24 protein-coding genes and 1 pseudogene are annotated in these 22055 nt (G+C 42.8%); 10 read left to right on the plus strand and 15 right to left on the minus strand.

Annotated elements, in window-relative coordinates; genetic code table 11:
* Positions 1-239: 239 nt before the first annotated feature.
* The 5 genes and pseudogenes from R7Z77_RS21400 (at position 240) to R7Z77_RS21420 (ending at position 4254) form a co-directional block, all read left to right on the plus strand.
* Positions 240-794 (plus strand): imm11 family protein, encoded by a 555-nt coding sequence (locus tag R7Z77_RS21400; RefSeq protein WP_033905294.1) that lies wholly within the window; start codon positions 240-242, stop codon positions 792-794.
* A gap of 88 nt (positions 795-882) precedes the next feature.
* Positions 883-1785 (plus strand): annotated as a pseudogene (locus tag R7Z77_RS21405) (type IV secretion protein Rhs); the annotation flags it as partial.
* Positions 1786-2037, plus strand: a complete 252-nt coding sequence (locus tag R7Z77_RS21410; protein ID WP_033905296.1) for a hypothetical protein — start codon at positions 1786-1788, stop codon at positions 2035-2037.
* Positions 2013-2591: an ankyrin repeat domain-containing protein gene (locus R7Z77_RS21415; RefSeq protein WP_225452442.1), complete on the plus strand. Its 579-nt coding sequence runs from the start codon at positions 2013-2015 to the stop codon at positions 2589-2591. The genes R7Z77_RS21410 and R7Z77_RS21415 overlap by 25 nt, the downstream gene beginning before the upstream one ends.
* A 442-nt stretch (positions 2592-3033) precedes the next feature.
* Positions 3034-4254, plus strand: coding sequence for an ammonium transporter (locus tag R7Z77_RS21420; protein ID WP_054576886.1), 1221 nt, complete (start codon positions 3034-3036; stop codon positions 4252-4254).
* Between the two features lie 32 nt (positions 4255-4286).
* Here R7Z77_RS21420 and R7Z77_RS21425 read toward each other — a convergent pair whose 3' ends face one another.
* A complete protein-coding gene (locus R7Z77_RS21425; RefSeq protein WP_005377524.1) occupies positions 4287-4460 on the minus strand; it encodes a hypothetical protein in 174 nt (57 codons plus the stop codon).
* Positions 4461-4578: 118 nt separating this feature from the next.
* On the opposite strand from R7Z77_RS21425, the gene cobB reads away from it, so the two are divergent.
* The gene (gene cobB / locus R7Z77_RS21430) at positions 4579-5310 is read left to right on the plus strand and encodes a Sir2 family NAD+-dependent deacetylase (RefSeq protein ID WP_005377522.1); all 732 of its coding nucleotides are present in this window, start codon (positions 4579-4581) and stop codon (positions 5308-5310) included.
* 88 nt (positions 5311-5398) lie between these two features.
* Here cobB and R7Z77_RS21435 read toward each other — a convergent pair whose 3' ends face one another.
* The 5 genes from R7Z77_RS21435 to potA all read right to left on the minus strand — a co-directional run bounded on the left by R7Z77_RS21435 (position 5399) and on the right by potA (position 10546).
* On the minus strand, positions 5399-6436 hold the full coding sequence (locus R7Z77_RS21435) for an extracellular solute-binding protein (RefSeq protein ID WP_005377521.1): 1038 nt from the start codon (positions 6434-6436) through the stop codon (positions 5399-5401).
* Between the two features lie 249 nt (positions 6437-6685).
* The gene (locus R7Z77_RS21440; RefSeq protein WP_213967707.1) at positions 6686-7717 is read right to left on the minus strand and encodes an extracellular solute-binding protein; all 1032 of its coding nucleotides are present in this window, start codon (positions 7715-7717) and stop codon (positions 6686-6688) included.
* A gap of 102 nt (positions 7718-7819) precedes the next feature.
* Complete coding sequence (gene potC / locus R7Z77_RS21445) at positions 7820-8590, minus strand: spermidine/putrescine ABC transporter permease PotC (RefSeq protein ID WP_005389180.1); 771 nt, start codon at positions 8588-8590, stop codon at positions 7820-7822.
* On the minus strand, positions 8590-9450 hold the full coding sequence (gene potB / locus R7Z77_RS21450) for a spermidine/putrescine ABC transporter permease PotB (RefSeq protein WP_005377512.1): 861 nt from the start codon (positions 9448-9450) through the stop codon (positions 8590-8592). Before potB ends, potC begins: the two co-directional genes overlap by 1 nt.
* Complete coding sequence (gene potA, locus R7Z77_RS21455) at positions 9431-10546, minus strand: spermidine/putrescine ABC transporter ATP-binding protein PotA (protein WP_017634901.1); 1116 nt, start codon at positions 10544-10546, stop codon at positions 9431-9433. The genes potB and potA overlap by 20 nt, the downstream gene beginning before the upstream one ends.
* 400 nt (positions 10547-10946) lie before the next feature.
* Here potA and R7Z77_RS21460 point away from each other — a divergent pair, with 400 nt between their 5' ends.
* The 4 genes from R7Z77_RS21460 (at position 10947) to ttcA (ending at position 14341) form a co-directional block, all read left to right on the plus strand.
* Positions 10947-11744 (plus strand): hypothetical protein, encoded by a 798-nt coding sequence (locus tag R7Z77_RS21460; RefSeq protein ID WP_005389175.1) that lies wholly within the window; start codon positions 10947-10949, stop codon positions 11742-11744.
* Positions 11737-12573: a glucosaminidase domain-containing protein gene (locus R7Z77_RS21465; protein WP_318136818.1), complete on the plus strand. Its 837-nt coding sequence runs from the start codon at positions 11737-11739 to the stop codon at positions 12571-12573. Before R7Z77_RS21460 ends, R7Z77_RS21465 begins: the two co-directional genes overlap by 8 nt.
* A gap of 13 nt (positions 12574-12586) precedes the next feature.
* Positions 12587-13249, plus strand: a complete 663-nt coding sequence (locus R7Z77_RS21470) for a DUF2987 domain-containing protein (protein WP_005389171.1) — start codon at positions 12587-12589, stop codon at positions 13247-13249.
* Positions 13250-13447: 198 nt separating this feature from the next.
* On the plus strand, positions 13448-14341 hold the full coding sequence (gene ttcA, locus R7Z77_RS21475) for a tRNA 2-thiocytidine(32) synthetase TtcA (protein ID WP_005377502.1): 894 nt from the start codon (positions 13448-13450) through the stop codon (positions 14339-14341).
* 140 nt (positions 14342-14481) lie between these two features.
* On the opposite strand, the gene uspE is transcribed toward ttcA, so the two are convergent.
* The 9 genes from uspE to ccoO form a co-directional block, all read right to left on the minus strand.
* The gene (gene uspE / locus R7Z77_RS21480; protein WP_005377500.1) at positions 14482-15429 is read right to left on the minus strand and encodes a universal stress protein UspE; all 948 of its coding nucleotides are present in this window, start codon (positions 15427-15429) and stop codon (positions 14482-14484) included.
* A 180-nt stretch (positions 15430-15609) separates the two neighbouring features.
* Positions 15610-16356, minus strand: coding sequence for an FNR family transcription factor (locus tag R7Z77_RS21485; protein WP_005377497.1), 747 nt, complete (start codon positions 16354-16356; stop codon positions 15610-15612).
* 90 nt (positions 16357-16446) lie between these two features.
* Positions 16447-17127 (minus strand): sulfite exporter TauE/SafE family protein, encoded by a 681-nt coding sequence (locus R7Z77_RS21490; protein WP_213967708.1) that lies wholly within the window; start codon positions 17125-17127, stop codon positions 16447-16449.
* Between the two features lie 8 nt (positions 17128-17135).
* Positions 17136-17300, minus strand: a complete 165-nt coding sequence (ccoS, locus tag R7Z77_RS21495; RefSeq protein ID WP_005377493.1) for a cbb3-type cytochrome oxidase assembly protein CcoS — start codon at positions 17298-17300, stop codon at positions 17136-17138.
* Between the two features lie 15 nt (positions 17301-17315).
* Positions 17316-19679 carry a heavy metal translocating P-type ATPase gene (locus R7Z77_RS21500; RefSeq protein ID WP_213967709.1) on the minus strand — a complete coding sequence of 788 codons (2364 nt, stop codon included), beginning with the start codon at positions 19677-19679 and terminating at the stop codon, positions 17316-17318.
* Positions 19680-19683: 4 nt separating this feature from the next.
* Positions 19684-20160 (minus strand): FixH family protein, encoded by a 477-nt coding sequence (locus R7Z77_RS21505; RefSeq protein WP_005377489.1) that lies wholly within the window; start codon positions 20158-20160, stop codon positions 19684-19686.
* Between the two features lie 106 nt (positions 20161-20266).
* On the minus strand, positions 20267-21241 hold the full coding sequence (ccoP, locus tag R7Z77_RS21510) for a cytochrome-c oxidase, cbb3-type subunit III (RefSeq protein WP_005377487.1): 975 nt from the start codon (positions 21239-21241) through the stop codon (positions 20267-20269).
* A complete protein-coding gene (locus R7Z77_RS21515) occupies positions 21241-21414 on the minus strand; it encodes a cbb3-type cytochrome oxidase subunit 3 (RefSeq protein ID WP_005377485.1) in 174 nt (57 codons plus the stop codon). The genes ccoP and R7Z77_RS21515 overlap by 1 nt, the downstream gene beginning before the upstream one ends.
* Positions 21415-21423: 9 nt before the next feature.
* The gene (gene ccoO / locus R7Z77_RS21520; RefSeq protein ID WP_005377475.1) at positions 21424-22044 is read right to left on the minus strand and encodes a cytochrome-c oxidase, cbb3-type subunit II; all 621 of its coding nucleotides are present in this window, start codon (positions 22042-22044) and stop codon (positions 21424-21426) included.
* Positions 22045-22055 lie beyond the last annotated feature (11 nt).

A 22055-nucleotide genomic window follows, 5' to 3' on the forward strand; every position in this document is an offset into this window, starting at 1 on the left:
AAACTCAGTATATTGTTTAATAATTATTCAATTTCGGACGACTTGGTTTTCTGTCCGAATTACGCAACAAAGCCACGAGAAATGAGAGCGTTGTAAACTAAGTATGGTCGTGGTTTGATCGATGATATGATTTTTGTAGATGAAATTGGAAAAACAGAAAGTAACATTAGGAATGCTCTGGAAAAGAATGAAGCTCGATCGCAATTGGATGATCCGCAATGGAAAAGTAGGAAGTAGTAATGACACTTAAAATTTGGACCAACAAGGTAGATAGAGACTCCGATTTTACTCAAGGCAAAGTAACGCAGTCTAGTGTATTAATAGGATTGAATCTGACGGGAGGCGTTGCCCTAGGAGACAAATGGCCAAAAGTTACTATTGATGTCATATCAGATGACAAGCCTGCGGATAGTTTTCTTAGTGGTCCTTTATTAATCGTGAGTCGACGGTTATCTGATTTAATTTCTAAGCACACACAAACGAGTGAAGTTGAATTCCTACCGATTGAGGTTAATTACCAAGGTAAAAGTTTTGGTGAATACTATTTTTTAAATGTTCTTGCGATTTGCGATTTACTGGATAGAAATCATTCAATATTTAGTGAGTTTGATGGAGAGGTTGATTCAATTGATCGAGTTGTCCTTAAGAAAGATATTGAAATGCAGAAAACTATATTTCAACTGGATGCTATCGAGTGGTTATTATGTGTCGATGAAAAACTGGCTGAATTAATCGAGAACAAAGATTTTTCAGGAGTGGTATTTAAGTCAGAAAGTGAATGGCGTCCTTTTTAGAGCTCCTCGGGTATTTTTTTAGCCATCTCTTACGAGGTGGCTTTTATATTTATGATTGGGAGCTTGTTAGTTGAACTGTCAATAGTGGCATTACCAATATGCAGTCAATCCTATCCAGTGGATTGACCCAACAGGCTTCTTGTGTGAAGAAGGGCTAAAACGCTTGGGTCAAATGTAGGCAGAGTATCAGGCCCAAAGCGATGTCCCCCAAGAGGTTTGCGATCAGATTTTAAACGCTGCAAAAGAGTCATCCGTCGGAGAAGATGGCAGCAGACACGAAGTGCAGTATGTTGTTGGGATTGAGGAATTTGTCAATGCGCATGTTTTTGACTCTGAGAAAGTTGGCGGGGAAGAAGGTTGCACGATCTTCACTGAAGATCTTGTGCTGAATAAAGCAGAGTATAAAAAAACTCAGAAATCTATATGAGTGATTATGAGCTAATAAAACGAAACAAAGCAAAAATTGAAGAGTGTTTGAAAGAACGTTAAGAGGCTAGGAAGGCTCGAACTGGCGAAGATGGATATAACGCTCAAATCGCCAAGATTAATCAGAAATCTGCAAAAATTGGTGAGTTAGCCGCGGATGACTTTGTCCGGAGTAAACGTCCTAATGCTAAGCTGCTTCATCCCAAAGATATTGGAACCTCAATTTCGAAGCCGGGCGATTTTGATATGGTTTACGAGGTGGCAGAGCCGCCACTAGGTGAAATTATAATTGTTGAGGCCAAAGGAGGGAGCAGCCCGCTGCGCAGCCGTAAGATAGGTAACATGGCATATCAGCAAGGGACAACTGAATATGCAACTGCAATTACTGTTCTAATGGCTCAAAAGGACAAAGATACAACCGAATGGAAAGCGGCCAGAAGTATAAAAAGCATTGAGAAAAAAAACTCCTGTTAGATATATTCACACCGCAGCGGCTATTTCTGATGCTGGAGAGGTTTCTTCAGTTAATGTAAAGGAATTTAACGTAGAATTAGGACTGGATTAAATGTCTGATAATAAAAAGAAAGTTAGCATGAAGAGAAAGGCGGAACCTCAATTGACACCAAATGATGTCGCTGACTACCAAATGTATATCAATGAAGATTTAGATGAGCGCAAAGAGCTAATAGCAATCCGCAGGGAGAACTTAGTGTGGGCTCCAAATCGGATTCAAGGTCAGTATGATATTTATGCGTTGCGGCAGGTTGTTGATACTCTTAAAGTGACAGATAAATGTTGGGTAAACGCGGTGATATAGTTAATGCTTTAAAATTACTGGTTAAAACCGCAGCTGAGGAGATAAATATGGCAGGTGAGCATAGCGCAAAAGATGTAATGGCCGCGATTAGATCCGGTGACGTGAGTGAGGTTGAAAAAATTCTCTCAGGAGATGACAAATTACTTCATCTAATTACGCCTCTGGGTTCTTGGTTGCATATCGCAACGGAGCAAGGGCAAGATAAAATTGTAGAGCTTCTGGTGAATCTAGGTATTGATGTAAATGTTAAGGGGGGGCCTTCAGGTGTAACTCCTTTAAATACAGCTGCATATGAAGGTCATTTAGACTTACTTACCTATTTTCTAGAAAGAAATGCAGTGATGGATATATCTGAACCAGACCGCAACCCATTGTTTGCTGCGATCCATGCAGGTCATAAAAATATTGTGGAGCTATTACTAAAAGCTGGTATAGATACAAAGGTAAAATATACTGGTAACTCTATGAAAGACATGGACGCTATAGCGTTTACTTATGAGTGGGGACGCAAGGAAATCGCAGAAATGATTAAAGAGCACAATAGGCACGCTTAGTAGAAGTTAATATGGTACGACAAAGGCAACCGTCTATCTGTTGAAACCGGTTGGCTTCCACCTTATCTTGTTGAAGGGCGTTGGCTAGAAGATGTAAAAGCAGGGAAGATCACTCGGTAAACTCCTTTAGTTAGCAATTCAGTATATAAGCCACCTCTCATGAGGTGGCTTTTACGTTTTGTTGAGCTATATGGTGCGCATTATGTTGGTGCACTAAAACCACATTGGTGCATTTATTAGCATGTTAAACACCATTTCAAGAATACCTAATTTTATTAAAGTTCATACAAAACAATAAATTAAAGCGTAAGTGTTAGAAATATAAATTATGGAATGAGAATTGCTCTGTTAGACGCTCTATAAATCAAGTTCACCAAATTGGTGATGAGCCTAACTTTGATGCACAGGATAAGTGCGCTACAGATCAACGGAGACAATCATAATGAGTGTAACTGCCAATCAGGTACACGGCGCTGTACAAACTCTCACGCAAAGTTCCGACACACTTTTCTTACTACTTGGCGCAATCATGGTTTTTTTGATGCATGCTGGTTTTGCTTTTCTTGAAGTAGGAACCGTGCGCCAAAAGAACCAAGTTAATGCTTTAGTTAAAATCTTGGCCGATTTCGGTATTTCCGCCATTGCGTATTTTTTCATTGGATACTGGGTCGCTTATGGCGGCACCTTCTTTGCCGATGCAGAGACGTTATCTCAAGGCAATGGTTACGAGTTGGTGAAGTTCTTTTTCTTGCTGACTTTCGCTGCAGCGATTCCTGCTATTGTTTCTGGTGGTATTGCAGAACGAGCTCGTTTTTATCCGATTCTAATCGCAACATTTTTCACTGTCGGCATCGTATACCCGTTATTTGAGGGAATGATCTGGAACGGAAACTTTGGTGTTCAAGCTTGGTTTGAAAATACCTTTGGTTATGGCTTCCACGATTTTGCAGGTTCAGTCGTTGTGCATGGTGTTGGCGGCTGGATAGCGCTTGTTGCCGTCGTGTTTTTGGGCATGAGAAAAGGCAGAGTTCGAGCAGGAAAGCACACCAACTTTGCACCTTCGAATATTCCATTTTTGGCCTTGGGAGCTTGGATCTTATGTGTGGGGTGGTTTGGCTTCAACGTCATGTCAGCTCAAACTGTGTCAGGCATAAGTGGCTTGGTGGCTATGAACTCATTGATGGCAATGGTCGGAGGCATTGTCGCGTCATTGTTGGCTGGTAAGAATGACCCTGGCTTTATTCATAACGGCCCACTGGCTGGCTTGGTTGCTGTATGTGCGGGCTCAGACTTAATGCATCCTATCGGTGCTTTAGTGACAGGTGCGATTGCTGGCGTGCTATTTGTTTATCTTTTTACCCACCTACAAAACAAAACCAAGATTGATGATGTGCTGGGTGTCTGGCCTTTACACGGTGTATGTGGCGCTTGGGGTGGTATTGCTGCGGGGATCTTTGGCCAAAGCTCGTTGGGTGGGCTAGGGGGCGTGAGCATTATCGTTCAGCTTCTAGGAACGCTTTGGGGCATTTCCATCGCTGTGCTTGGGGCGCTTGCAGTCTACGGCGCGATTAATACCAGTATGGGACTAAGGCTTTCAGAAGAAGACGAATTCAATGGCGCTGACCTAGCCATTCATAAAATATCTTCGACCAACGAGGATTGAGGCCAATATGGGAGCGGCATAAAGCCGCTCTTTTAGCAATTGTCTTTCTTGGCTTGGCCCGGAGGACAGAAATTACCATTACCTCGATGGTCATCATCATTGGTGCTGACTCTCACCTTTACATCATCGACTTCGCCTTCAACATTGGTAAGTTGACAGCCTGCCAAAGTCAGAAGCAATGTAAACGTTAGAGATACTTGTCTCATTGCTGTTCCTCTTAAATTGTAATTCTAATAGTGACCATTACGACTATGGTCTAATCCATATTACTACTGTTGCTATTCTTTCAGTGTTAAGCTAATGAAAAAACAGCAAGGATGAGTTATGAATTTCCCTTATAGAAATATTGTAGTACTTACTGGTGCAGGTATCTCGGCCGAATCTGGTATTCAAACATTTCGTGCGCAAGATGGCCTATGGGAGAATCACCGTATCGAAGATGTAGCAACGCCTGAAGGGTTTGCTCGCGATCCGGACCTTGTTCAAGATTTTTACAACCAACGCCGCAAGAAACTTCAAGATAATGCGATAAAGCCTAATGCAGCGCATGAAGCATTGGGTCGTTTAGAGGCTGAGTTAGAAGGTAAAGTGACGGTCATCACTCAAAATATAGACAACCTTCACGAACGAGGCGGCAGTCAGAATGTGATTCACATGCATGGTGAGTTGCTCAAGGCCCGCTGTAGTGAATCTAACCAAGTAGTAGAGCACAATGAGGACATTAAGACCGGCGAGCTTTGTCACTGTTGTCAGATCCCTTCACAAATGCGACCACATATTGTTTGGTTTGGTGAAATGCCACTGCGAATGGGTGATATCTACGCATCATTAGAAGAAGCAGATTTGTTTATTTCTATTGGGACTTCTGGCGTTGTGTATCCCGCAGCAGGTTTTGTTCATGATGCAAAAATGCACGGCGCACATACCATTGAAATTAACCTAGAACCTAGTGCGGTAGAAAGTGAATTTGAGGAAAAACGCTACGGAAAAGCAAGCGTTGAGGTTCCCAAATTAGTTGACGAGATACTGGCTCTAGAAGGAAAAGAAAGAGCGTAATAACTTCAACAGGAAGAGTTTTTTTCTTGTCATTAAGAACAAAAAAGCGGCTCATGAGCCGCTTTTTCATATCTTTAAAACTAACGAATTAGTTGTTCACTTTTAGCTTTTGGAAGTACTCATCGTACATTACGCTCGCTTCGCCAACTTCATCTTGCCAAGTACCGCTGTCCATCACTTCTTGTGGTGGGAAGATGCTTGGATCATTAGCAAATTCTTTCGGTAGCAGATCGTGTGCCGTTTTAACTGGCGTAGGATAACCAATCTCAAGTGCAATCTTAGCTGCGTTCTCAGGACGTAGTAGGAAATCGATCATCTTATGAGCTGCGTCAACGTTCTTCGCACCAGCTGGAATTGCTAGGCTGTCCATCCAGAAGATAGTGCCTTTTTCTGGCCAGATGATGTCGATGTTCGCGCCTTCTTGACGAGCCATGTATGCAGAACCGTTCCAAAGCATGCCTAGTGAAACTTCACCCGCAAGGTAAGGGTTTGCAGGAAAGTCTGAGTTAAATACTAATACGTTTGGCATTAGCTTTTTCAGTTCTTCGTAAGCGGCTTTGATTTCTTCTGGGTTAGTCGTGTTTGGTGAGTAACCAAGCTTAGTCAATGCAATGTGGAATACTTCGCGAGAATCATCCATCAGCATTAGTTGACCTTCCCACTTGCTATCCCAGAAATCATCCCATTTAGAAACCGATGACTTGTCTAGCATGTCAGCATTGATACCAATACCGGTCGCACCCCAAATGTATGGGATAGAGTAGTTGTTGTTCGGATCGAACGGTTTGTTTAGGAAGTTAGTATCAAGATCGGCAAAATGAGATAATTTCTCTTTGTCGATCTGTTGTAGCATGCCTTCTTTACGCATTTTAGAGACGAAATAGGTAGACGGTACTACCAAGTCGTAACCAGAACCTTGAGTTTTTAGTTTTGCGTACATACTCTCGTTAGATTCGTATGTAGAGTAAATAACTTTGATTCCGGTTTCTTTTGTAAAGTCTTCAAGAACTTCGTTTGGAATGTATTCCGACCAGTTGTAGAAATACAGTTCTTGATCAGCAGCCATTGCAGGGGTAGCGATGAGCGTCGCTGCACATAGAGCGCTTGCGTAGAATTTACTTTTCATTTGTTTTCCGTTTTGTTTCGCGATTGGACAAGTCAATACTAGCTGGAGTTATCAAGTTGAGCCAAATCGCAGTAAGCACAAATATGTTCATTTAGCTTGAATATCGTTGTCTCCTTGTTATGAGACGATAAATCTATGATACCAAGACAAATAAACCTAGCAACGCGCGATTATATCAGCCTAAGACAAAAATAGGCAGCGTATTGCTGCCTATTTTCCTATGGTTGATGACTTGTTACACAAGCTAGATTATTGTCCCGCTTTCAGCTTGAGGAAGTAATCTTCGTATTTAACGGTTAGATCACCAACCGCATCTTGCCATTCAACGCGGTCAAGGTCTTCTTGAGAAGGGAATAGTGGGGCAACGTCTTTAAACTTAGCATTCGATCCCTCCACCGCCGTTAGGTAGCCAGTATCACGAGAGATTTGCTCTGCGATTTCTGGGCGCAGTAGGAAGTCGATCATCTTGTGAGCGGCTTCTACGTTCTTCGCACCGGAAGAGATAGCGAAGTTATCAACCCAGCCGATACCGCCTTCTTTAGGAAAAACGAGTTTAAGGTTTAGGCCTTCACTTTGTGCCGCTGCGGCGCTACCGTTCCAAAGCATACCAACGCCCACTTCGCCAGACATGTAAGGTGCGCCTGGGTTGTCAGAGTTGAAAACGAGAACGTTTGGCATCAACTTTTGTAGCTCAGCGTACGCTTCATCGATTTGCTTAGGGTCTTTTGAGTTACCTGAGTAGCCAAGTTTACGCAGAGCGATATGGAACACTTCACGAGTGTCGTCCATCAACATTACTTGACCTTCAAGCTCAGGCTTCCATAGGTCAGCCCAGCTTTGGAAGTCGTTTGGATCGTACATGTCTGCGTTAACCGCTAGGCCTGTAATCGCAACAACGTGTGGGATAGAGTAGTCGTTACTTGGATCGTAAGGCTTGTCTAGGTAGTTTTTATCTAGGTTGCCGAAGTTTTTCAGCTTAGTCTTATCGATCTTTTGTAGCATGCCTTCGTCACGCATCTTCGCCACGAAGTACGTTGAAGGTACTACTAGGTCATAACCTTGGTTATGAGTTTTTAGCTTTGCATACAAAGTTTCGTTCGACTCGTAAGTCGAGTAGATCACTTTGATGCCAGTTTCTTTAGTAAATTGCTCTAGGATATTACTGTTGATGTAAGGACCCCAGTTCATAAATACTAGTTCTTTATCATCCGCTGTCGCTGTACCAGAGAACAGAGAAAGCGCACATGCACTACCAGCTAATAGAGTAGCCCATTTTTTCATTGACGTTAGCTCCAAACCAAACGTTGTCCAATTTTGGACGATAGATAGAAAAACAGAATGGCATGTAACCATTCTGTTTCGTGATGTTAACAGGTGCGGATTCTACTTCACTTTTTCTCTTGCTAGCAACTGAGAAATTACTACCAAGACCAAAGAAACAATCAACATCACCGTTGCTAGGGCGTTAACTTCCGGTGAAATGCCCACCTTAACCATTGAGTAAATCTTCAATGGCAAGATTTCGTATGTTGGACCCGTTACAAACGAGCTGATGATCACATCGTCCAAAGACAGGGTAAAGCTCAATAGCCAACCTGCGGCAACCGCTGGTTTAGCAAGAGGAAGGATGATCTGTTTCAAGATAACCCATTCGCTTGCACCAAGGTCTTTTGCTGCTTCCAACATTTTCACATCAAAGCCATTTAAGCGGCTGTATACAGTTACCACAACGAATGGTAGACAAAAGGTGATGTGAGCAATCAATAGTGTAAAGAAGCCAAGCTGTGCGCCTAATACTAGGAACAGAGCAAGTAATGAAATCGCCATTACAATATCGGGAGACATCATCACGACAAACAGCATGCCGTTTACCGCACCTTTACCTTTGAACGAGTAACGGAATAGGGCAACGGCCGTTAAGCTACCAATGATGGTTGCTGCTGTCGCTGAGAATACCGCTACGTTCAATGAATGCCATGCAGCTTGCATTAGGCTATCGTTGTTTACTAAGGTTTCGTACCATTTCGTGGTGAAACCACCCCATTTCATACCAAATTTGTTGGCATTAAATGAGTTAACAATTAAGACGATGATTGGCAGATACAAAAATGCATACACCAGCGCCATAAAGCTAAATCTAACTGTGCGTCCCATTAGTCTAGCTCCACTTTCTTATTCAATAGTTTGCCTGCTCTGTAGTAAGCGTAAAGCATCACAGCCATTGCGAAGGTGAGGGCGATACTGGTCGCAGCACCAAATGGCCAGTCACGAGCGTTCAATACTTGGCTCTTAATAACGTTACCAATCAGTAGGTTCTTCGCACCACCAAGAAGGTCAGAGATGTAGAACATACCTAGTGCTGGTAGCAGAACCAACAAACAACCACCGATAATGCCAGGCATTGTAAGAGGTAGAATCACTTTCGTAATGGTTTGGAACTTGTTCGCACCAAGATCTTTCGCCGCCTCGATATAGGTGTTGTCCAACTTCTCGATTGCCGAGTAAAGCGGCAGAATCATAAATGGAAGCAGGATGTACACAAGACCAATCATTACTGCTGTTTCGGTGTACATAATACGTAATGGCTTATCGATGATTTCCATCGCCATTAATGATTTGTTCAAAATACCTTGTGTACCCAGAACAATCTTCAGGCCGTAAGTACGGATAAGAGAGTTTGTCCAAAACGGTACGATAACTAAGAACAACATGAATGGGCGCCATTTCTCTGGCATTTTCGCTATGATGTAAGCAAATGGGTAACCAATTACTAAACACAACAACGTCGCCACAATCGCCATGTAGAACGAGTGCATCAGCACTTTCGCATACAAGGGGTCGAGTAGACGTAAGTAGTTGTCGAAAGTAAATGTCATTTCGATTAAGTTTGCTTCATCACGCGTTAAGAAACTCGTACCGATAATCATCACATTTGGTACCAACACGAAAAGTGTTAACCAACCGACGATTAAGGTAATGATCGCGTTTTGAAGATTAATCTTCTTGCTTATCATTGAGGACTACCTCCCAGCTCTCAACCCAAGTGATAGCGACTTTCTGGCCAAGTGAGTGGTCCACATCAGGATCATCTTCGTTAAAGAATTCGCTAACCATTACACGCATGCCCGAATCCAATTGGATAACTGAATCAAGCGTCATACCTTTATAGGTACGCTCTGTTACGTGACCTACGATGCCTTTTTCTTCAGACTCTTTGATCTCTTCGATTCGTAAGTCTTCTGGGCGAAGTAGTACTTGCAGTTTTTCACCTGCTTGCGCTTCCTGATCGTAGTAAACAACAGATTCGACACCTTCTATTTCTGCACGGATACGTTTCTCGTCGATACGCTCTAGCATGGTTGCGTTGAATACGTTGATCTCACCGATAAAGCGAGCAACAAATAGGTTCTTCGGCTCTTCGTAAATCTCACGTGGAGAACCATCCTGCTCGATAACACCGTCGCGCATAACAATAATGCGGTCAGACATCGATAGGGCCTCTTCCTGATCGTGCGTAACGAAGATAAAGGTAATACCAAGTTGACGCTGAAGCTGTTTAAGCTCGATTTGCATTTGCTTACGCAGTTTGTAATCAAGTGCAGATAGAGATTCATCTAGCAGCAGTACTTTTGGTTTGTTAACAACCGCACGCGCAATGGCGATACGTTGTTGCTGACCGCCAGAAAGCTGATGAGGCTTACGCTGAGCCATTTTTTCTAGGCGCACCATGCGTAGCGCTTCCATTACTCGTGGTTCAATGTCCGCAGTAGGCGTTTTCTGCATACGAAGACCAAAAGCGACATTCTCATATACGGTCATGTGTGGAAACAATGCGTAACTTTGAAATACCGTGTTGACGTGCCTTTGCTCTGCAGGAACCTGTGTTACATCCTGGTCATCCAAAATAATTTGACCGTTATCTGCCGTTTCAAAACCTGCAATCATGCGTAAAACTGTTGTCTTACCACAACCAGAAGGCCCGAGAATCGTCAGAAATTCACCATGATTAACATCCAGATTTAAATTACCGATGATTTCCTTACCATCGAAACTTTTACTAATACCAGATAAACGAATAACTGGCTTTCCTGCTTGCGGTTTTGCGTTCAACGTCTGTATTTCCCCCACGTTCAAGCCGGGATTATCCCAGCTGATGTGACACTAACCATTCACTTTTGAGGCGCGCATCATAATCACCAAAAGTGTGAAATTAAAGCATTTTCTTATCTTGAAACAGAAATAATTTTGCAGGAAAAAGCCATCATTCCTTACCATACTGTTTTTATGAGATTAATTGGCATCTAAACACAGTTTGATAGCACTAAACTTTGTTCAACAATTGTTTCAATTTCATGACCTTGAAAGTGGTTAATTATCAACCATACAGTTGAGATTGCAAGGATTGTAGGTGAGTTGTGATGTTAGATGTGGAAAGATTTCTTTATAATGACGATTACATTAATTGACTGGAATTCCAGTCAAAATTTTACAAGTTAGTCTTGGATAAACTATGAACGACGATTTTGAGAAAGATTTCAATCTTGGGGGGAGTGTAGAGCGAGCTTTGTCTGGCAACTACGAGCTTAAAGCTGGCGCGGTTTTTAACGAAGCTTGGCGAGCAACCATCCAGCACTTTTTATCATTTTCTCCTGCCATTATTGTATTGCTTTTTGTCCAATTAGGTATTTTCTATATTGCATTAAAACTGCAGTTGGGCGATTTGAGCGTTATTCTTGATGCATTTGAGAACCCAGAGTCGTTCACAAACGATATTGTGTCTTCTATTTATGTCGCGAATTTCAGTTATGAGGTGATTAGCGCACCAATTTATGCGGGGATCAGCTTGATGGCTATGAGCCATGTCGCTGGCCTGAAGACTAAGTTGCGCCATGTTGGAAAGGGGTTGCAGTTCACCATTCCTGTTATTCTAGCAACGCTCATGAGCTTAATGCTACAAGGTGTGGTTGGTATGATTTTTCCTTTACTGTCGCTGTATCTTTCCTTGGCATTTAGTCACTCTATTTTGTTGATTTGTGAGAAAAGGGTGCCACCAATGCAAGCGTTGCTGTTATCACTTCGCGCAATCAACAAGAAGATTTTTGTGGTCGCGGGGCTTTACTTAGGCGTGATGTTAATGTTTATTATTGCAGCAATGTTCTACGGTATTGGCTTGATTTTTGTGCTGCCATTCTTCTTCCATTTGAAAGGCATACTCTACCGCGAAATGTTTGGAATTAAGCTTAAGATCGTTACAACACAGAAAAACGATAATGATCACGATGGTAACTCACAGGTGTTTGATGCCTAATTCTTTGAAATCAATAAGTTTACGAGTGGCGGCAACCTGTATAGCCGCCACTTTTATTTCTATAGGCCCATATTTACACTACGAGAAACAGTTTAAATATGTGGAAAATCCTGACGTACTCTCTGGCAAGATTAAGCATGTCGATTTATCACACTTGCCATACATCGGTGATATCCCAGACTTCAATTCAATAAAAGATACGAAAGAGAAAAAAGCTGCTTTTTTTGATTTTTTAAGGCCTAAAATTGCTCTTGAGAATCAACGAATTCGTCATGAGCGGGCCTTTCTTACCTCTTTAAAGGTGGGACAAGTGACGCAAGAACAACAAGAGTATGCTCAGCGGTTATCATCTCTGTATTCGTTGCCCTTGAGTAACGATAAGATTGATCAAGCATGGCTAGACGAGATGCTTGTGCGAGTGAACGTCTTACCTGAAGCCTTGGTTCTAACTCAAGCGGCAAATGAATCTGCGTGGGGCACTTCTCGTTTTGCTACTCAAGCAAACAACTTGTTCGGCCAATGGTGTTATAAAAAGGGCTGTGGAATTGTTCCAGCGCAACGTGGCGCTAACAAAGTTCATGAAGTTGAAAAATTCGATTCTGTACAACAGTCTGTTCATGGCTACTTTATGAATGTTAATCGAAACCCAGCGTATGCAGACCTGCGTGAAATCAGAACATCTCTGGCTGAAAAGAACAAGGGCTTGTTAACGGTTGCAACCGCGTCAGAGTTAACGCATGGGTTGCTAGCCTATTTTGAACGTGGCATCGCCTATGTACACGATCTTCGCGCTATGATTCGTCATAACAACGCCTACTGGACGCAATAAAATAACGGATAAAATGAAAAAGTTAAGCCTAAGTCTATTGGGAAGTGCGGCGCTAATTCTTGTATCGCCGATAACCCAAGCTCAAGAGTACATGTTCACGTACTCAAAGTTATACACTCAACTAAAAAACAACAATAAAGAAGGGCATGACGATGTGAAAGTTGGTGTCTTTTTTGTGGACGCAAAAACTAAGCAAATTTGTACGATAGAAAAAGCTTGGATGGAAAAAGAAGAGCACTATGAAGAGTTTGTTATCCCTGCTTCACAAGAGTTGCCCTTACCAGTTGATAAAAACTTAAAGTCAGCAAATCCGTTGGTTTTTGTCGATACCCCAAAAGATACACGTTGCGATTACTCACTTGTCGTGATGACCAAAGAACCATTACAGGGTAACGTTTCTTACGACCAACTTAAGCCTCTTCTACCTCAAATGCAGACGATGCTGGAAGATTTAGGCGGTATGTTTGCGGGTTGGTTTACACCGGAGGTTCAAGGTGTGACGATGGAGTTTGCAAATCAACTGAATGATAAAGTGATTTTCTCAAACGGAACCGAAAAGCCAATTGTCAATGGCAAGATACAAGTCGCACTAAGTGAAATAGGGCAAGGTGGCACAATGACACTACCAGAACCGACGATGCGAGTGTTACCTTATCTACCTAACGCAAAGAAATGAACACTGAACGTTTAGAAAGGGCTGCAATCGCAGCTCTTTTTTAATTTTGACCGTAACTAAAGTATCTTTCACACTCTTTTCTTAAAGACTCAATAAGACAAGCATTTAATCCTGCGTAAAAAGCTCGTATAATCCACGCCCCAAAGAAACCCATGTTAGGAAGTCCTAGTCGATTTATCGGCGATGTGAGAGCCCGCAATGAACCAAATAGATACAAGAAAAGAAACCCTAGAATTCAACAAGCTTCAGAAACGCCTAAGAAGACATGTTGGAAATGCCATTACTGATTACAACATGATCGAAGAAGGCGATGTTGTAATGGCATGTATTAGCGGTGGTAAAGATTCATTCGCGATGCTTGATATCCTGCTGAATCTTCAAAAAGCCGCACCGATCAAATTTGAAGTGGTTGCGGTAAACCTAGACCAAAAACAACCGGGCTTCCCTGAGCACATTCTGCCAGAGTATTTCGAAACACTGAATATCCCTTACTATATCGTCGATAAGGACACGTATTCCGTCGTAAAAGAGAAGGTACCAGAAGGCAAAACCACTTGTGGTCTGTGTTCACGCCTGCGACGTGGTACGCTGTATTCATTTGCAGAGAAGATTGGTGCAACTAAGCTTGCGCTAGGTCATCACATGGATGACATCGTCGAAACAATGTTCTTGAATATGTTCCACGGCTCTCGCCTTAAAGCGATGCCACCAAAGCTACGCTCTGATGATGGCCGTAACGTGGTCATTCGTCCATTGACTTACTGTCGTGAAAAAGATTTGATCAAATACGCTGAGCACAAGGATTTCCCAATAATTCCGTGTAACCTTTGTGGCTCTCAAGAGAACCTTCAGCGTCAATCTATAAAAGCAATGTTGATTGAATGGGATAAGAAGACGCCAGGGCGTGTGGAAGCGATTTTTAAATCAATTCAAAACGTAAGCCCAAGCCAACTAGCAGACCGCGAATTGTTCGACTTTGTTAACTTACCACTAGATCGTGAAGGTAACCGCGAAGAGTATGAATTTAATGAGGCTGTCGTTTCTTCGACGAATATTGATGAATCAATGTTCATCGATGTTACGAACATCTAACTCGTAAATAAGGAGGTCAATTAGACCTCCTTTTTTGTACCCAACGCTTTAACTGTTCCCAAACAAAAATCCCCCTGTATTCGGGGGATTTATTAGCGCTTATTTGAAAGCGCTCAATACATAGCAATACTAAGGAGAGATTAGGTTGCTGTATTTGGATCGAGAGGACTAATGTAGCCTTTTGGTTTTAGAGCCAACACATCGCAATTTATTTTATCAATTACGTGCTCCGCTGTATTACCAATAAAGACAGCAGAAAGCCCAGTTCGCCCTGTAGTACCTAAAATAACCATTGCAGCGTTCAAGCGCTCTGCAGCTGCCGGAATGACATCTTCAGGTAAACCTTGCTCAACTATCGTTTGTTCTTCATCAAGACCATGTTTTTGGCGTAGTGCTTTCATAGCCGTTAAATGATGACCTCGCACTGCATCGGTATAAGTCGTTGGGTCAAATTCAGGAAGTTCAATCGTAATGTTCGCCGGTGTAACGGGGTAGGCGTTAACAAGATATGGCTTGGCCTCAAGCCGAGTGGTGATTTCTTTTAATCGCTCGACCATCGTATCGTTGAGATCAATATGAGTCGGGTTTTCTGAGCCCACATGTACTGAGGCAAGGATACTTGCCTGTTCCGGCCAAGCAGCATTCTTGATAAGAAGCACTGGAATAGGGCATTTTCGCAACAAGTGCCAATCTGTCGGTGTGAAAATGACAGACTCTAAAACATCATGCTTACGTGTGCCTTTGATGACTAGGTCATGATTGCCTGCATAGACTTCAGCAATAATCGCCTCATAAGGGCGGTTGTGCCAGACAACACAAACATCAAAGTCGAAGCCATCGTTTAGGTATGGTTGAGCAATTTTACGCATCCACTGCTCACGCTGATGAATGACACCTCGACGCATAGCATCTCTTTCATCCACTGATAGCATTGACGTCATGTCATACGAGAAATCGTAAATGGATAAAAAGAAAGTGATTCGGCTTCTAGATACACTTTTCTGAGCTAATTGAACAGCTCTTGCAAGTGCGGGCTGCTCATCATTATTGATGTCAGCTACAACAAGGATCTTACTGTATATACTCATAACTAAGCCCACTTCTATTGCAAAACCAGATACTGAATGTAAATTAAATCAGTATTTTGGAGTACTCACCGTACATTTTTACTGTAGCTTAGTTTGGAGAACTTTTTGAGGACTTTCGAAAGGAATTTATGAGAAATATGATGTAGCTCATTTTCGAGCTACATCAATAATTAGCGTGTATTATTCTTTAGTTACACCAGCAAGTTCCATCAATGCATCGTGGTCTAAGATAGTGATATATTTACCTTTTACGCTTAGGATCTCAGATTTCTGGAAACGACCTAACAAACGACTGATCGTTTCGACTGTAAGACCAAGGTAGTTGCCAATATCACCACGAGTCATAGTTAAACGAAACTCTCTAGGGCTGAAGCCACGCTGAGAAAAACGCGTTGATAGGTTGTAAAGGAAAGCAGCTAGTCGCTCTTCTGCATTCTTTTTAGAAAGAAGCAAAATCATTTCCTGATCACCTTTAATTTCGTTACTCATCAAACGCATGATTTGCTGGCGAAGCTTAGGCATCTTACCCGATAGATCGTCTAAAATTTCGTATGGGATTTCACATACCATCGACGTTTCGAGTGCTTGAGCAAAGCTAGGGTGGGAGTCACCAGTGATAGCATCGAAACCGACTAAGTCTCCAGCTAAGTGAAACGCTGTGATTTGCTCATCACCTTGCTCTGTGATCGTATAGCTCTTGATGGTACCAGAGCGGATAGCGTATAGCGATTTTAGCTCATCACCGGCCTTAAAAAGCTCTTGTCCTTTTTGAATAGGCTTCTTACGTTCGATGATTTGGTCAAGCTGGTCAAGTTCTGCCTCATTTAGAGTGAACGGTATACACAGTTGGCTAATGCTACAATCTTGGCAATGAATGGCGCAACCGCCTGATTGGATACGCTTTGTTGCAGGTTTTTCAGAAATCATAACAACCTTTCACTATTTGATATACATCAATATTTTAGCATCGCTTAATCCTAAAGGGTAGCAAAAATGTCACCTCAATAGAGTTTAACGTTATATGAAACCGAGTAATGCTAAGGCTCCTACAGCGGTATACGTACCATAGCCAATAAGGATTAATGCTGAAATATTTCTAAATATTAATGATTTTTGTAATTTCTGAAAATGATTGGCACCGTATCCAATAACAAGCATTGCAGGTAGCGTTCCGAGCCCAAACGCAAGCATAATTAGGCCGCCGTTCATCGCACTACCAGAAACCGCCGACCAAGTAAGCGCTGAATAAACTAAACCACATGGTAACCAACCCCAAATAAAGCCAAATGGCAACGCGTGAAGAGGATGCTTTAATGGCAACAAACTCTTCCCTGCCGGCGAGATAAAGCGCCAGAGATACTGCCCTAGCTTTTCTATTAAAAGTAAGCCTTGCCACCATTTAGCAATATACAGCGCGACCAGAATCATGAATAACGCAGCAATCAGCCTTAACCAAGCAAGAGAATGCGTTAACCCACTAAGCTCAGATAAACCTGATATAGCACCACCCACTAATGCTCCTATTAAGGTATAACTGATCAATCGTCCGAAGTTGTAGAAGAGGGGGATAAGAGGGGTGGTTTTATTTTTAGCAGAAGAGCCCATGGTAAGCAGAGACGCGATACCACCACACATACCCATACAATGACCGGCTCCTACTAAGCCGATCATCAACGCACCGATAAAATCAGGAGTCATAAAGGTCGCTACTTTTTATCACTATTAGATTGGTCTTCTTCGTCGAGAAGAATGTTGTGCCCTTGCCGTTCAAGATCTTCAAACTGATCGCTTCTTACCGCCCAAAGAAAAACGGCGACAGCAACACAAACGAGAACGATAGCGATGGGAATCAATATATAAAGACTTTCCATGTTTGCTTTCTCTACTTATTTCTCTTTGAGCAGGCGCAAAGAGTTAGATACAACGATAATTGAGCTTGCAGACATGCCAACTACTGCAATGTAGGGAGCCACTAAACCTGCGACCGCCAAAGGCAAAATTAACAGGTTGTAACCCAAAGACCAAGCCAAGTTTTCTCGAATAATCTTTCTTGTACGCAGTGCAAGCAAACGTGCTTCTAGTAGCTTTTCGAGATTATCCCCAAGTAACGTCATATCTGCAGAAGCTTTAGCGACATCTGTACCACCGCCCATTGCGACAGAAAGGTGAGCTCCGGCGAGAGTCGGCGCGTCATTAATTCCATCACCAACCATCATAGTGATACTGTTTTCGTCCAAGCTCTTAAGGTATGCAAGCTTATCTTCTGGCTTTGCTGACGCGACGATGTGATCGATACCAATTTCATTCGCCACTGGTTGGGCGTTTGAGAGAGAATCACCAGTTAGCAGGGTTGTCTTAATTCCAGCGTCAGCAAAACGTTGAATAAAGGCTTTGCTTTCTTTTCGGATAGGGTCGCGGTAGTAAAAGCTAGCGACATGCTTGCCATCAACCGACAGATAGACCGCCTGGCTTTCACCACTTTCTTTGCCTTGAACAAAAACCGCACTGCCTATCTTAACGATTTTGCCATTCCAGATCCCCTCAATCCCTGAACCAATCACGTTTTGCACGTCAGACACGATAAAGTCATCATTGGTGTAAGTTGCAAAAGAACGAGCGATAGGGTGGTTTGCATGAGCCTCTAAAGCTGCAGCTAGTGATAGACAATCTTTCTGTGGGAGATCACTAAGTACCTTTGTTTCACAGATCTCAATATCACCTTTCGTTAGAGTGCCTGTTTTATCTACAACTAAGTGATTGATCTTACATAGTGTCTCAAACACATGGCCTTTGCGAAGCAAAATGCCAAAATTACCCATTCTAGAGGTAGCACAAGTGAGAGCGGTCGGAGTGGCCAGAGATAGCGCACATGGGCATGTAGCAACTAACACAGACAGCATGATCCAAAACGCATCATCTGGTTTTGTTTGATGCCAGTAAAACCAAGTACCAGCAGAGATAATAAGAATCACACCAACAAAGTAACGGGCGACAATGTCTGCAATTTCCGCAATTTTAGGTTTGGAGTGTTGAGCTTCATCTTGTAAACGCACGATGTTAGAAATCATTGAATCGGCCTTTGAGCTTACTACCTCAAGTTCAAATGATTCGTCTCCGTTTAGCGTTCCTGCATAAACAATATCGCCTTCTCGTTTCACAACGTGCACTGACTCGCCCGTTAGCATGGATTCATCAATATGAATACGGCCTGAAATAACTTTACCGTCAGCGGGGATATGTTCACCAGGTAGAACGCGAATACGATCGCCAACTTTTAGCGTCTTCACGGGTATCTGATCACCGTCCAGCGTTGTAGCTATTGCAGGAATCAACTTAAGAAGGTTACCACTCGCTGCAGCAGCTTTGCGACGAGCGCGCATCTCTAAGAATCGACCTACTAACAAAAAGAAGGTAAACATCGAGATAGATTCAAAGAAGACTTCGCCTTGTTCAGTTACTGTTGCAACTAAACTTGCAACATAGGCAAAGATCAACGCGATAGAAACCGGGACATCCATACCAAGGGTTCGGCCTTTGATACTGCGCCATGCGTTTAAGTAAAATGGAAGAGCGGAATAAAGCAAAACAGGAGTAGCAAAAATCAAACTTACCCAACGAAAGTAACTTTTAAACTCTGGCTCTAAATCACCAAAGACTTCGAGATACAGTGCAACGGCGAGCATCATGACCTGCATGGTTGCTAAACCTGCAATACCTAGCCGATATAGATATTGCTTCATCATTCGATGGTAAGAGGCTTCTTGCTTATCTGCTTCAAAAGGTGCAGCTTTGTAACCAAGTTTATGAATAACGGAAAGGAGCTCGCTTAACCGTACCTGAGTTTTATCCCAGGCTAGTAACGCTCGATTGGTGGTTGTATTAACACGGATAGATACCAACCCGGCCGTATTAGAAACTTGCTTTTCGATTAACCACGCACAAGCAGCACATGAAACGCCTTCTAAAGAAAGGGTTACTTCAGAAACATTTTCGCGATTTCGTACGAATTCAGATTGTACATCCGCATTGTCATAATGAATTAAAGCTTGGAGTTGCTCTGGTACTAGATCTGCCTTTTCTGCAGGCGCAGTGCGGTATTGGTAGTATGAGACAAGACCACTATCGACAATAGTCTGCGCCACAGTTTCGCAGCCCGGACAACACATGTCGCGAATTTCACCCAATATTTCTACTTTGAAATCCGTGTTGGCTGGTACATCTTCACCGCAGTGATAACAGGATTTACACATATGCTTACTTCATTAACGGTGTTGAAGAGGCAGGAAACTCAACTTTACCTTGGATCATCCATTGCTTGTCGTGTGGTTGTAGTTCAACAAACCATGGTCCTTGAATAGATTCCTCAGCCTTTAGTCGGTAATTACCAGATGCATCCGCTGTTACAAGCTTTGTGAAGTCACGATCAGGAAGAGTACGATGAGTGAAAGTGGCCGTTAGAGCAGGGTAATGAGGTAGCTTCCCTTTAGCGAAAACAATCACAACATTGTTATTTTCAGAGGAAATCTCAGCGTTAAGACCTAGGTCACGAGCGACATTCATTTTACTAATGTCGATATTAATGCCTTTGCCTTTTTTATAGTAATCCTCGGCGACTAAAGAAACAGAGTTGTTCGAGAAAACGACCACAGTAATCACAGTCCAAACTACGACAGTAAGAGGAAGGATGATTAGGAACCACGGCCAAAATTGTTTATACCAAGGCTTTACCATAAAAAAGTTCTCAACAGCTAAATGAAAAAAATGTAAGGCGTTAAATTTAAAGGAAAGACAGCCCCTATGAAAGGGGCTGTTATTGCTATGTTACGTAATATCTCAGTTACTTACTCTCTGAGTTACTTAAACTCCAGACATATGAGGCAACGAGCTGAACTTTATCTTCACCCAAAATGTCTTTCCACGCAGGCATTACGCCTGAGCGTCCGTTCATTACGGTTTCTGTTACAGCTGCACGAGAGTCACCAAATAACCAGTCTTGGTCTGTAAGGTCAGGCGCACCGACTGCAGGGTTACCCTTACCATCGGTACCATGACAAGCAGCACACACTACGAAGCGTGCTTTACCTGCCGCGGCTTCACGAGCATTTACTTTACGACCAGATAAACTAAGTGTGTAACTTACAACTTCTTGAACACCTTGCTCACCAAGGGCATCTTTCCATGCTGGCATTTGACCAATACGGCCGTGCATGATGGTTGTAACGATCGCTGCTGGCTCGCCACCATATAGCCATGCATCATCAGTCAGGTTAGGGAAGCCTTTCTGACCACGTGCATCAGAGCCATGGCATTGAGAACAGTTTTGCAAAAACAAACGCTGACCAACTTTTAATGCTTCAGGATCTTGCGCAATTTCAGGAATTGGGCGTAGACCACTGTCATTGTGCGCAAGTTTACGGAATGCTTCGCCGAAGTAAGCGTCGGCATCATCCAGTTCTTTTGCATATTGGTTTAGTTGCTTGTTCTCTTGTGCTGCAGCGATGGCTTCTTTTGACTCTTCTAGTGAGCGAACGGTTTGAGCCGAACTCTGCCAGTTTAAAAAGCCCTTGAAGCTACCTAGACCTGGGAATAGGGCAAGGTAAACTGCTGCGAACACAAATGTGCTTACAAACAGGTAAGTCCACCACTTTGGTAGAGGGTTGTTTAGCTCGCGAATACCATCGTACTCGTGGCCCATGTCTTCCCCTTCCTCGACGCCCATTTTATCTTTAGCGCACCAAGTCAGGAGAATCGCACAGCCTACTAGCGTACCGACAGTAATCACGATAATCCAGAGACTCCAGAATGTAGTCATTACTTCTTCACTCCTTGGTTATTAGGGGTCTTTTGTTCTTCGTCAGCAAACACCAAGTTGGCATCTTCTTCAAAGCGTGCTTTACGCTTTTTACTAAATGCCCACCATACGATGCCAATAAAACTAGCGAAGAGTACAACGGTATAAATACTATGAATTGTACCGAAATCCATATGATCCCCTTACTTCATTGCATGACCAAGAGACTGAAGGTAAGCGATGATTGCATCCATCTCTGTTTTACCTTCTACTTCTTTAGCCGAATTCGCGATCTCTTCATCAGTGTATGGAACGCCGAACTGATCACGAAATAGCTCAAGTTTCTTCTGAGTTAGCTTACCGTCTAAAACGTTTTCAGCTAGCCACGGGAAACCTGGCATGTTTGACTCAGGTACAAGCTCACGAGGATCTAACAGGTGAACACGGTGCCATTCGTCAGAATAACGACCACCAACACGAGCTAAATCCGGGCCTGTACGCTTAGAGCCCCAAAGGAATGGGTGTTCCCAAACACTCTCACCAGCAACAGAGTAGTGACCGTAACGTTCAGTCTCTGAGCGGAAAGGACGAACCATCTGGCTGTGACAGACGTTACAACCTTCACGGATGTAGATATCACGGCCTTCCATCTCCAAAGGAGTGTAAGCGCGCAGATTTTCTACAGGTTCAGTCGTTTGCTTTTGGAAAATCAGAGGAGTGATCTCTACAAGAGCACCCCAACTGATAGCAAACACGATAAAAATAGCCAACAAACCGACATTACGTTCTAAGATTTCATGGCGATTATTAGAATTATTACTCATTCTTAAATCTC

The organism is Vibrio sp. 1401 (assembly GCF_033340295.1).

Excerpts from the sequence above, each read along its gene's own strand:
- R7Z77_RS21415 (WP_225452442.1), top strand. The coding sequence starts at position 2,013 with ATGTTGGGTAAACGCGGTGATATAGTTAATGCTTTAAAATTACTGGTT.
- R7Z77_RS21410 (WP_033905296.1), top strand. The coding sequence starts at position 1,786 with ATGTCTGATAATAAAAAGAAAGTTAGCATGAAGAGAAAGGCGGAACCT.
- R7Z77_RS21485 (WP_005377497.1), bottom strand. The coding sequence starts at position 16,356 with ATGATTTCTGAAAAACCTGCAACAAAGCGTATCCAATCAGGCGGTTGC.
- R7Z77_RS21465 (WP_318136818.1), top strand. The coding sequence starts at position 11,737 with ATGCCTAATTCTTTGAAATCAATAAGTTTACGAGTGGCGGCAACCTGT.
- R7Z77_RS21515 (WP_005377485.1), bottom strand. The coding sequence starts at position 21,414 with ATGGATTTCGGTACAATTCATAGTATTTATACCGTTGTACTCTTCGCT.
- R7Z77_RS21440 (WP_213967707.1), bottom strand. The coding sequence starts at position 7,717 with ATGAAAAAATGGGCTACTCTATTAGCTGGTAGTGCATGTGCGCTTTCT.
- R7Z77_RS21400 (WP_033905294.1), top strand. The coding sequence starts at position 240 with ATGACACTTAAAATTTGGACCAACAAGGTAGATAGAGACTCCGATTTT.
- ccoS (WP_005377493.1), bottom strand. The coding sequence starts at position 17,300 with ATGGAAAGTCTTTATATATTGATTCCCATCGCTATCGTTCTCGTTTGT.
- R7Z77_RS21460 (WP_005389175.1), top strand. The coding sequence starts at position 10,947 with ATGAACGACGATTTTGAGAAAGATTTCAATCTTGGGGGGAGTGTAGAG.
- R7Z77_RS21435 (WP_005377521.1), bottom strand. The coding sequence starts at position 6,436 with ATGAAAAGTAAATTCTACGCAAGCGCTCTATGTGCAGCGACGCTCATC.
- ccoO (WP_005377475.1), bottom strand. The coding sequence starts at position 22,044 with ATGAGTAATAATTCTAATAATCGCCATGAAATCTTAGAACGTAATGTC.
- cobB (WP_005377522.1), top strand. The coding sequence starts at position 4,579 with ATGAATTTCCCTTATAGAAATATTGTAGTACTTACTGGTGCAGGTATC.
- ttcA (WP_005377502.1), top strand. The coding sequence starts at position 13,448 with ATGAACCAAATAGATACAAGAAAAGAAACCCTAGAATTCAACAAGCTT.
- R7Z77_RS21420 (WP_054576886.1), top strand. The coding sequence starts at position 3,034 with ATGAGTGTAACTGCCAATCAGGTACACGGCGCTGTACAAACTCTCACG.
- R7Z77_RS21490 (WP_213967708.1), bottom strand. The coding sequence starts at position 17,127 with ATGACTCCTGATTTTATCGGTGCGTTGATGATCGGCTTAGTAGGAGCC.
- R7Z77_RS21425 (WP_005377524.1), bottom strand. The coding sequence starts at position 4,460 with ATGAGACAAGTATCTCTAACGTTTACATTGCTTCTGACTTTGGCAGGC.
- potC (WP_005389180.1), bottom strand. The coding sequence starts at position 8,590 with ATGGGACGCACAGTTAGATTTAGCTTTATGGCGCTGGTGTATGCATTT.
- R7Z77_RS21470 (WP_005389171.1), top strand. The coding sequence starts at position 12,587 with ATGAAAAAGTTAAGCCTAAGTCTATTGGGAAGTGCGGCGCTAATTCTT.
- uspE (WP_005377500.1), bottom strand. The coding sequence starts at position 15,429 with ATGAGTATATACAGTAAGATCCTTGTTGTAGCTGACATCAATAATGAT.
- R7Z77_RS21500 (WP_213967709.1), bottom strand. The coding sequence starts at position 19,679 with ATGTGTAAATCCTGTTATCACTGCGGTGAAGATGTACCAGCCAACACG.
- potB (WP_005377512.1), bottom strand. The coding sequence starts at position 9,450 with ATGATAAGCAAGAAGATTAATCTTCAAAACGCGATCATTACCTTAATC.
- R7Z77_RS21505 (WP_005377489.1), bottom strand. The coding sequence starts at position 20,160 with ATGGTAAAGCCTTGGTATAAACAATTTTGGCCGTGGTTCCTAATCATC.
- ccoP (WP_005377487.1), bottom strand. The coding sequence starts at position 21,241 with ATGACTACATTCTGGAGTCTCTGGATTATCGTGATTACTGTCGGTACG.